Source organism: Mycobacterium sp. (assembly GCF_035314905.1).
In the GTDB taxonomy this organism is placed as follows: Bacteria; Actinomycetota; Actinomycetes; order Mycobacteriales; family Mycobacteriaceae; genus Mycobacterium.
Genome location: NZ_DATFYW010000152.1, coordinates 1 through 9,156, shown reverse-complemented (window position 1 = coordinate 9,156; position 9,156 = coordinate 1). Strand labels below are relative to the sequence as shown.

The window sequence follows — 9,156 nt, the reverse complement described above, 5'->3', positions numbered from 1 at the left end:
TCAACGGCGTCAAGCGCGGCCTGTTCTCCAACGAGGCCGGTATGGGCAGCGCGCCCAACGTCGCGGCCACCGCCACGGTCTCGCATCCGGTGAAACAGGGCCTGATCCAGTCGCTGGGCGTATTCGTCGACACCATGATCGTTTGTTCGGCAACGGCATTCATCATCCTCGTGTCAGGCCCCGACGTGTACGATCGCGCTCGCGCCGGCAAGATCGAAGGAGCAACGCTTACCCAGTCGGCGATCGCCAGCGGGCTGGGATCGTGGACCACCGGACTGATGACCGTGCTGGTGTTCGTCTTCGCATTCTCCTCGGTGCTGGGCAACTACGTTTATGCCGAAATCAATCTGTTCTTCCTCGGCGCCAAACACCGGGTAATCAACGTCTTCAGGATGCTGGTGCTCATTGCCATCGGTTTCGGCGCCATGTCCAAGTTGGCGGCGGTCTGGGCGCTTGCTGATGTGGCGATGGGACTGATGGCCATCGTCAACCTGGTCGCGATCTGCCTGCTCGGCAAGTGGGCGTTCGCCGCGCTCAGCGATTTCCATCGTCAGTCAGCCGAGGGCAGGGACCCGGTTTTCGTTGCCGACAGGCCCGCTTTGCCGGGAAGTCTTCCCGGCGATGTGTGGGCGCCAAGTGAGCGGGGACTTGCGGGCAGCGGTCAGGACGTCAGCGCGTGAGCGAGGGCCACGCCCGCCGGCTTCACTTGATCGAGTGATGCGTGGCGGGGCCCGGCTCGGCAGGCTGGGCGAGCGGCACCCCGTTTCTCTCCGATCCTCACGAGTTTCGTCCCGTCGCTGCCGGGGCGGGGGCGCTCACGGCCCTGGCACGGCCAGGTCTAGTGGGCATCAGCCTCACCGTGGGCGGGCGGCAGTCGCATCCCCCGGATGAGCCATATCTGCGCGCGACCCCTAGATTCGCTCCGTGCGGCAGAGTCTGTGGACGCCCGTCCACCCTCAACCCGCACCGTGGGACGCTCGGAAAAACGAGAGGCCAGGATGATCGGACCAGTAAAACTGACCGGGACCGCTGAGGCGGCAAAGCGCGGCGCACTCAGCAACTCCACTCAGCCCGCCCGGCACGGTTCGCGCGCTGTCGGCTGGCTGGCCTGCGGTGTCGCGACCGGACTTGTCATCCTCTGGGTGACCGTCTTCAGTGGCTGGGCAGTCGGAACCAAGGCGGAGTGGTTCTCCGGCGCCGGCGTGTTCGCCGCCGTCGCGGTGGCCTTGTGGCAGACCCTCAATATTCAGCGCCAGGCAAAGCGGGACGCCGCCGAGGCCGCCGAACGGCTGCGAACGGCGCTGGCAGCCGCCGAGGCGCGTTCAGCCCAGGAGTTGGCACAAGCTCGCGAGCTGCACAAGGTCGAGATGCAGGCGCAACGGGAGCTGGCCCGCGTGCAGCGCACCCACCTCGTGGAACAGCAACAAAAACAAGCCGTGATCGACGTATCGCGCGCCGTCAGCGCCCACACCCAGATGCTCGCCACGTTGTGGAACCAGGGCGCGGGCATCTTGTGCATCGCGGACCGCGAAGAGCGGGAGCAGGCAATGAACCCCATCTTCGAGCAGATCGGTCAGGTCGTGAACGACTTCTCGGTGGAGCTCGGCAATGCCCACCTGTTGGTCGTGGACGACCGCCTGCATGCGGCGCTGAACCGCGTCAACGAAGCGGTGCTGATGGCGATCCGTATAGCGGAGGATGTTCATGGTGCCGTAGTCGACGGACGGGCGCCCCAGCCCAATCCCATCCCACCCGTACAGCGCCTCATGCACCAGAGGGCCGCAGAAGCTCGGCATCTCGCATGGGACTTGCTCCGAGCCGGCCTCGACAACGCGTGAGCGGGCCCGGGGGATTCGACGCCACCTCCCAGCAAGCTGTGGGAACATTCGCGGATGCAGCCGGACGATCCGGACGACCGTGTCGCCGAGCTCGAGCGCGAACCGGCGGCCGCCAAGGCCGCCGCGGCACACCGGGAGCCCGCCACAGCCGCCGGCGGAAACGACCTTGCGCCACCGCCGCGACGAGTCCCCGTCAGCTTCCTGCTAACCGAGGCGCTGCCGTTCCGGTGGTGGTACGTATGGACCCTCCTCATGGTCGGCGCCGTGCCCATCGCGGTGTGGTTCGGATACCCCAAGGCATTCGCGCTGGCCGCCGTGCTCACCCTCGTCGGGATTTACGCCCTCCACCTGCGGTCGGCGATGAAGCGGATCACGCTGCTCCGATGGGGTGTGGTCGCGAACGTCGTGGGCACCGAACTGATCTCGGAGGCGACTTACTACAGCGGAACCACCTGGTACAACGTGTTCCTGCCGGTCGCCCACGACTGGACGGTGACACGCCAACGGTGGAGTGGGCCGAACACCAAGACCCGGGTCCGCTACGAGGTGGCCGGCTACCGCGGCGAACTCGTCGTCACCGGACGTGAGTATGTCGACGGCGTCATCCTCGCCGATCAACGCCAGCCGTCGCGGGCACTATGCGTGACCGCATTTGCCTATGACCTCGACCGCGACCAGGCCGGCGATTGGACCGGCAAGCTTCGGCGCCGGCTGAAAATCGGCTCGGCCTGCTGGCTGCTGATCGTGGTGGGCTGGCTGACACTGGCCGTCCTCGCCGCGAGCGGATTCCGCCCCACCCTGGGTGGACCCGTCAAGGTCGGCGCGGGCAGCACCGACAAAGTGAGCGGGAACAGTCAGCAGAAGACGGTCGTGTGTGACACAGGCTCGGTCACCGTGAGCGGTATCACCAACAGGGTCACGATCACCGGTCACTGCGCCAGCGTCACCGTCTCCGGCCACAGCAACCGCGTCAACATCGAGAACGCGGACGTCATCACCACCTCAGGGGTCGCGAACGTCGTCACCTACCAGACCGGGTCGCCGCGCATCGACAACGAAGGCATCTCCAACGTCGTCAAACAGCGTTAACTTCCGCTCACACACCCGCATTCGCTGATCGGCTGTTCCTGTATTCACGGCGACAATCAGGTGCAACATTTCGGAAACACGGCGTCAGTTTGGCCCCCAAGCGGCAACGGTGATGGGGGTGTGATGGAGCGTCGGCGAAGCGCCTCGCTGGTGAAACGGACTGCCCGTACTGCTCGCTGCAGTGCGGCATCACCCTCGACGTGTCGACCGCGCCGGTCACGCTTGCGCCGCAGAACGACTTCCCGACCAACCGTCGGGGCCTGTGCGCCAAGGGATGGACCGCCGCCGAGCTACTGCACCACCCCGAGCGGTTGACGCAGCCGCTGCTGCGCGACACCCGAACATCGCAGTTGCGCCCGGCGACGTGGGACGAGGCCCTCGAGCGCATCGTCGATGCGGTCGAGCACACCCAGCAGCGATACGGCCGTGATGCGGTCGGGTGCTTCGGTGGCGGCGGCCTGACCAACGAGAAGGCCTACCAACTGGGCAAATTCGCACGTGTTGCGCTTCGGACCTCGGCCATCGACTACAACGGCCGGTTCTGCATGTCCTCCGCGGCCGCCGCCTCGATCCGTTCATTCGGGATCGACCGCGGCATGCCCTTCCCGCTGGCCGATATCGCGCAAGCCGACGTGATACTCCTGGTCGGAAGCAATCCGGCCGATACATTGCCGCCCGCGATGCAGTTCTTCGAAGAAGGACGTCCGCATGGCGCCGTGCACATCGTGGTCGATCCTCGGCTAACCGCGACAGCACGAAACGCCGATCTGCATCTGCAGCCGGTACCCGGCACCGACTTGGCGCTGGCCAACGCCATGCTCAACGTCGCCGTTCGCGAGCGGCTCATCGACGAAACGTACATCGCCGAGCGCACAACGGGATTCGAAGCGGTTCGCCGGGTGGCCCGGTTGTACTGGCCGGACCGTGCCGAACGGATCAGCGGGGTGCCCGAGGCGGACATCGTCAACGCCGCTCGCCTGCCGGCCGGCACCAAGCGTGCGATGATCCTGACCGCCCGCGGGGCAGAACAACACAGCTCGGGCACGGACACCGTCCAGGCGTTCATCAACCTCGCCCTGGCGCTGGGCCTGCCCGGCCGGCCGTATTCGGGCTTCGCCACCATCACCGGCCAAGGTAACGGGCAGGGCGGCCGCTGGGAGATCTATGTGGGAGGTGCGGCGGGTTCGCACATCCGCACGGGCGACCTGCTCGCAACGGTGGACAGACACGAAGAGGTCATCACGCTCACCGGCCGGTCCCTGCAGTACTACCGCGAGAACGCGAACTGGCTGGAGCGCACCTACGCCTTCGTGCCGCGGGTGGGCATCGATAAGATCCGGGCCGTCGTCGTCGACGACAGCGAACGCATCGCCGCCGGCCTCGATGCGCGGATGCAGAAGTCCGTGGACTCATACCGCGACCCCTGGCAAGACGGCGTAAAGCCCGCGACGCCTGGCCAATCCGCCGTCGCTGCCGCTAATCGCACTACCGCAGGTGCCGGTGCGATGAATGAGGTCATCCTCGGCCCGGTCGACGACATCCCGGTGGGCGAGGGTCGCGCGTACGCCGTCGACGGCCGTCAGATCGCCGTGTTCCGGTTGCGCGACGGGTCGCTGCGGGCGTTAGACGCCGTCTGCCCCCACCGTGGCGGTCCCCTGGCCGACGGACTGGCCGACGACCGCGTGGTGATCTGCCCCCTGCACAATCACACCTACGACCTCGCGACCGGATGCGAGGTCTCCGACGGCGGCGCCGGCGTCACGGCTTATCGGACCCGCGTCGACAACGCCGGAGCGATCCGGGTCAGCGTCGACGCCGACGTTCATGCCTGACCACCGCCAGCGCTGGCGGCCCGGTCGTGGTGTGGCCGCTGACTTCGCGTGCCACCGCAGGCGCAGCAGCAGCAGCCGCCGATACGCCTCGAACGAGAGGATGAAAGGGTCGCACCACGGCGGTATGCCGCCGTTGGGGTGAGGCCTCATCACTGCGATAGCTCCACTGTCGCATGCCCGTTCGATATCCGCGTGCGACGCGCCGCTAAGACCGCCGGACGACCGCGGCCTCCAGCTGCTCCTCATAGGCGCCCTCGTCGCGGCCCAGGGCGATAGTCGCCGCCACCATCGCGACAACGACGACGGGCATTGCCACGCTCGCCGGCCCCGACAGCGCCAAGTGCTCACCGAGGACGAACGCCCCGAGCAACACGGCGACGAGCGGCTCGAGCACCAGCATCGTCGGCACCGACATCTTGAGTGCCCCCGCGTGAAACGCGGACTGCTGCAGCAGCGTTGCCAGGGCTGCGAGCAGGATCAGCAGGTACGGCGCAGGAATCGTCAGCACCGCCGACGCCCCGCCGTCAGCCAGCTCGTGCATCGTGATCTTGGTCAGCACCGCGACCACGCCGAACAGCACCGCGACCGCCACCGCGAGCAGGACCGCCCGCTGGCGGCCCGAGGTGCGGGCCGCGACCGTGACGCACACGAGCACCAGCGGCACCACGATGATCGTCACCGCGATCCACGTGGCCGGCTGCGACCGGTAATGGCCGGGCCGGGGCTGGGCCACGAGCACAAACACCGCCAACGCGACCGTGAGGACCAAGGCCCACGTCCACTCGCCGGCTGTGACCCGTCGATCCGCGAGCCACGCGCTGATCGGCAACGCGAACAGCAGCGACGAGACCAACAACGGCTGCACCAGCAACAGCGAGCCGTGGGTCAACGCCAACGCCTGACATGCGTACCCGATGACCGCCGCGGCGGTGCCGGCCCACCAGAGCCGCTTGCGCACCAGCGTCGCCAGCATCGCGGTGCTCACGCCCCGGTCGGCCGGAACCTCCATGGTGGCCCGCTGCCTGATCACGATGCCGATCGCCGAACACACTGCGGCGAGCAACGCCAGCAACACGACCAGACCCTGCGGCATCACACCTCCGAACGCACCCGCGGTCAACGGGTACCCAACGATTACCTGATCCAACGTAAGCCACACCGCCGCCGGTCGCGCCGACATCGACTATCACGCGTAGGCGCGGCTAGCGGGCCGTCGGCCTCGATTTGTCCAGGAGTTCCTGGGCGATCTGGATCAGCCGGACGTTGGAGTCCTGGGACAACTTCTTGAGCATCTCGAACGCCTGAACCGCGGGGATCCCGTAGCGCTCCATGATCACGCCCTTGGCCTGGCCGATCATGTCGCGGCTCGCCAGCGCCTCACGGAACTGTTCGTCGCGGCGGGCCGAATTCCATGCCAGCGCGGAATGAGTCGCGAAGATCAGCCCGACCTCCTCGCTCTCGTCGCTGAACGCGTGCGGTTCCTCGGCGTAGACATTCAGCGCGCCCATCGACTGGTCAGCGATGAACAGCTGGAACGCCATGATCGAGCGGATCGGTGTCTCGGCGAGCGCGTCCAGGCGGTACGCCGGCCACCGGAAATCCTTTTCGAGATCCGCGATGTGAATCGACTTGTGTTCCCAGGCCGACGTCAGGCACGGTCCCTGCTGGTGCCGTTGCTGAATCGCGTCCAGAACGATCGCGTACTTGTGGGAGGCCCCGGGCGTGTCAACGGTCTTGTTGTTGGTCGTGACGGTCACGCCCGCGTACTGCGCCCCCGGTATCTCCACCGCGGCGTGTTCGGTGAGCTCGGCGATGACGGTGTCGGAGTCGGCCTCCGGCCGGTCGTGCAGCGAGCGCACGATGTCCGCGATGCGGCGATGCGCGGCGTGGGCCTCCAGCGGATCGGTCACCTATTTTCCTGTCTTGAAATCCCGGCACGTTGCGCCTTCAACGCTAACCCCGCGGGGGGGCCGCCGTCGGTTATTGCCCTGGCCGAACCACTGTGACCGGGCCCGGCCCCGCCGGGGCTACCGCATCGATCTCTGAACCGATACCGCCAAGGAGACGCTGCGCCTGGGGCGTGGGTTGCGACCCCTTGCCACGGAGCGGTCACCGGGGCACAGTGATACATCATCAGCCTGCTGAACGTTTCCTCGAGGGGGCTGAATGTTTGGCGTACGACATCGACGGGGTGGCCTACCCGGGAGGGGGCCGACAATGTCTGGACACTGGCGGCTCGGCAGTTCGCGCGCGGACGTCAAGGGCCGGCGGTGGCAGGCTATGTGGCGACAGCTCCGGCGCGGCGGTGTGGTCGCGGTTACCGGGGCGGCGTTGCTGGCGGCTGCCGGCCCGGCCAGCGCGCATATTCCCGTGGTGCTCAATCCCGGCGACACCGTTGCGGCCGAGGAAAACAGCCCGTTGGTGCCGACGGGAACCACGTCATTCGCGTTTTATGGCCGTACCGAAAATCCGGGCGATACCCAGGTGGTGCGGGTGCAGCTGGCAACCGGCGATCAGTTCCATGCCGAGCTGCTAATCCCCGACCTACCCCCCGAAACCGGACTCGCCGAGCAGGCGCTGCCGCAGTTGAACGTTCAGGACCCGGCAGGGCAGTCCATGCTTCTTGATAACGGCGAGCGGACCTACTTCTTTGAGCCGTTCTCCCAGACGGCCTATCTCACCCTGGCCCAAACCACCTCAGCCGCCCAGCCCGGGACCTACACATTGATCGTCACCGGGGCCGCACCCAGCCGATTCGTGATGGTGACCGGGCAGGACGAACAACGCAGCGCGCCGATCGTGAACGCCACCGCCGCCACCATCGCCGACGTTCACGCCTGGTACCAGACGCCCCCGAACTGATCGACCCGGGAACCCTGCCGACAGCGGATTTGGGTGTTCGCTGGGACCGGCAGGCGACCGTTAGCCCGTACTGAGGCGGCCGTCGGATGCCGGGCGATCGGTCGACGCTGACCTGTGGTGGCGGCGGGGATCGGGACCGCCGAGGGTGGTGACCAGTTCGATGAGCTGGGTGCGCAGCGCCACCGGGTCGGAGACGGCCGCGGCGAGCATGGCATCGGCGCGTTGGGCGCCGATCAGCTGCTCGTGCACAGCGCGGCCCGAAGCGGTGATGGAGACCAGCAGGCGCCGTTCGTCGTCGGGATCGGAGGCGCGGGTGACGAATCCGGCTCGATCCAGCCGGTCCAGGGTGCGGCTGATGGTCTGATCAGTCACCCGGCAGGCGTGAGACAACGCCCGCTGGGAGAGCGATCCCGCTAGCAGGCAGTGCAGGGCCATCAGGCCGGCGTGTGTCACCCCGTGCTCGCGCAACAACGCCTCCCACGAGTGTTCCACCAGGCGCGCAGCGGTGGACAACAGCCGCCCGGTGGGCCAACTCTCCACATCCTCGGCCAAACCACAGCCTCCCGTAGGCGTTTGGTGCCGCAGCCCTGCTGGACACCGGCGGTCGGTGGGCTCGGCAAGCCCCGACCCGGTCAGTGTCGGTTGATCGGCGGCGCGACCGTCGCAAATGCGGAGCCTATACGCCAACAGCGCCGCGGTCGCTAAATCCATTACCCCGAATCGTGTGGGATTTGGTCCGACAGTTAAGTTATTCAGCGCACTGAACAATACCGGGCAGGGTCGCGACGTGGCAGAGCGCGCCGGCCACGCGGATGACGGCAAACCGCCGGCTACACCGCGGACAAGTAGCGCTTCATGACGACGCGCTGCAGCAAGGATGTGAGCGGAGCGACGGCTTTGCTCCACCAGGTCGCGTGCCGAGAGAACGCCGTCACCTCGGCATGGACCTCATCGGTGACCGGGTCGTAGCGCACCGCGAACTTTTCTTCGCCGGACTCGGCGTGCCCACGCAGCGTGCCGTAGGCGAACCCGCGCTCGTTGTCGTCGTCGACGACGTAGACCACCCGCGACGGCGCGGCCACCGGGCCCAGCCGCACGATCACGACGGAGCCGACGTCGGCGACCTCACTGCTTGCCGTCACCCCCAGCCCCGCGCCCCGCAGCATGCCCCACCGCATCACCTTTGCGCCCGCGGACTCGAACCGTTCGCGGCCGCGCCCGATGACGGCGGACTCACGGGCATGGTGATACCCGTCGGGCAGCTCACCGGCGGTCGCACCGATCTCACGGTAGGTGAACGGCGCGGCGGCCAGCGGGGCGAGATCCATCAGGTTCATCTCCACGGTGTGGGCGTACGGTCGAGAACGTGACCACACACACTGTCGCTCAAGCGGCGGGAACATTCACCCTTGGCGGCGACCTCACCGTCAACCGGCTCGGGTTCGGGGCGATGCGGCTAACGGGCAGGGGTGTCTGGGGGCCGCCCGACGACCACGACGAATGCATCCGCGTGCTGCGCCGCGCGGTCGAACTCG

General features: G+C 67.3%; 9 protein-coding genes and 2 pseudogenes. 7 read left to right on the top strand and 4 right to left on the bottom strand.

The window, feature by feature from the left end:
• From VKG81_RS13105 to VKG81_RS13085, 5 genes and pseudogenes are all read left to right on the top strand, one after another.
• A partial coding sequence (locus tag VKG81_RS13105; protein ID WP_324396539.1) for an alanine:cation symporter family protein occupies positions 1-680 on the top strand: 680 nt, incomplete at its 5' end.
• A 288-nt stretch (positions 681-968) separates the two neighbouring features.
• Positions 969-1,838, top strand: coding sequence for a hypothetical protein (locus VKG81_RS13100; protein ID WP_324396538.1), 870 nt, complete (start codon positions 969-971; stop codon positions 1,836-1,838).
• Positions 1,839-1,892: 54 nt separating this feature from the next.
• Positions 1,893-2,927 (top strand): DUF3060 domain-containing protein, encoded by a 1,035-nt coding sequence (locus VKG81_RS13095; RefSeq protein ID WP_324396536.1) that lies wholly within the window; start codon positions 1,893-1,895, stop codon positions 2,925-2,927.
• Positions 2,928-3,094: 167 nt separating this feature from the next.
• Positions 3,095-4,273, top strand: a pseudogene (locus VKG81_RS13090) (molybdopterin-dependent oxidoreductase); the annotation flags it as partial.
• A 45-nt stretch (positions 4,274-4,318) separates the two neighbouring features.
• A complete protein-coding gene (locus VKG81_RS13085) occupies positions 4,319-4,759 on the top strand; it encodes a Rieske (2Fe-2S) protein (protein WP_324396545.1) in 441 nt (146 codons plus the stop codon).
• A gap of 205 nt (positions 4,760-4,964) precedes the next feature.
• Here the strand turns inward: VKG81_RS13085 and VKG81_RS13080 are convergent, their stop codons facing one another.
• Together VKG81_RS13080 and VKG81_RS13075 are read right to left on the bottom strand one after the other, a co-directional pair.
• Complete coding sequence (locus VKG81_RS13080; RefSeq protein WP_414685261.1) at positions 4,965-5,852, bottom strand: DMT family transporter; 888 nt, start codon at positions 5,850-5,852, stop codon at positions 4,965-4,967.
• A 109-nt stretch (positions 5,853-5,961) separates the two neighbouring features.
• Positions 5,962-6,669: a GAF and ANTAR domain-containing protein gene (locus tag VKG81_RS13075; protein WP_324396534.1), complete on the bottom strand. Its 708-nt coding sequence runs from the start codon at positions 6,667-6,669 to the stop codon at positions 5,962-5,964.
• A gap of 421 nt (positions 6,670-7,090) precedes the next feature.
• On the opposite strand from VKG81_RS13075, the gene VKG81_RS13070 reads away from it, so the two are divergent.
• Entirely contained in the window at positions 7,091-7,621 is a 531-nt protein-coding gene (locus VKG81_RS13070) for a hypothetical protein (protein ID WP_324396532.1), read from the top strand.
• 60 nt (positions 7,622-7,681) lie between these two features.
• On the opposite strand, the gene VKG81_RS13065 is transcribed toward VKG81_RS13070, so the two are convergent.
• Both VKG81_RS13065 and VKG81_RS13060 read right to left on the bottom strand, forming a co-directional pair.
• Entirely contained in the window at positions 7,682-8,173 is a 492-nt protein-coding gene (locus VKG81_RS13065; RefSeq protein ID WP_324396531.1) for a MarR family winged helix-turn-helix transcriptional regulator, read from the bottom strand.
• Positions 8,174-8,451: 278 nt separating this feature from the next.
• Positions 8,452-8,949, bottom strand: a complete 498-nt coding sequence (locus tag VKG81_RS13060) for a DUF1990 family protein (protein ID WP_414685262.1) — start codon at positions 8,947-8,949, stop codon at positions 8,452-8,454.
• 38 nt (positions 8,950-8,987) lie between these two features.
• Here VKG81_RS13060 and VKG81_RS13055 point away from each other — a divergent pair.
• Positions 8,988-9,156: pseudogene (locus VKG81_RS13055) on the top strand (oxidoreductase); the annotation flags it as partial.

Excerpts from the sequence above, each read along its gene's own strand:
- VKG81_RS13080 (WP_414685261.1), bottom strand. The coding sequence starts at position 5,852 with ATGCCGCAGGGTCTGGTCGTGTTGCTGGCGTTGCTCGCCGCAGTGTGT.
- VKG81_RS13085 (WP_324396545.1), top strand. The coding sequence starts at position 4,319 with ATGCAGAAGTCCGTGGACTCATACCGCGACCCCTGGCAAGACGGCGTA.
- VKG81_RS13095 (WP_324396536.1), top strand. The coding sequence starts at position 1,893 with ATGCAGCCGGACGATCCGGACGACCGTGTCGCCGAGCTCGAGCGCGAA.
- VKG81_RS13060 (WP_414685262.1), bottom strand. The coding sequence starts at position 8,949 with ATGGATCTCGCCCCGCTGGCCGCCGCGCCGTTCACCTACCGTGAGATC.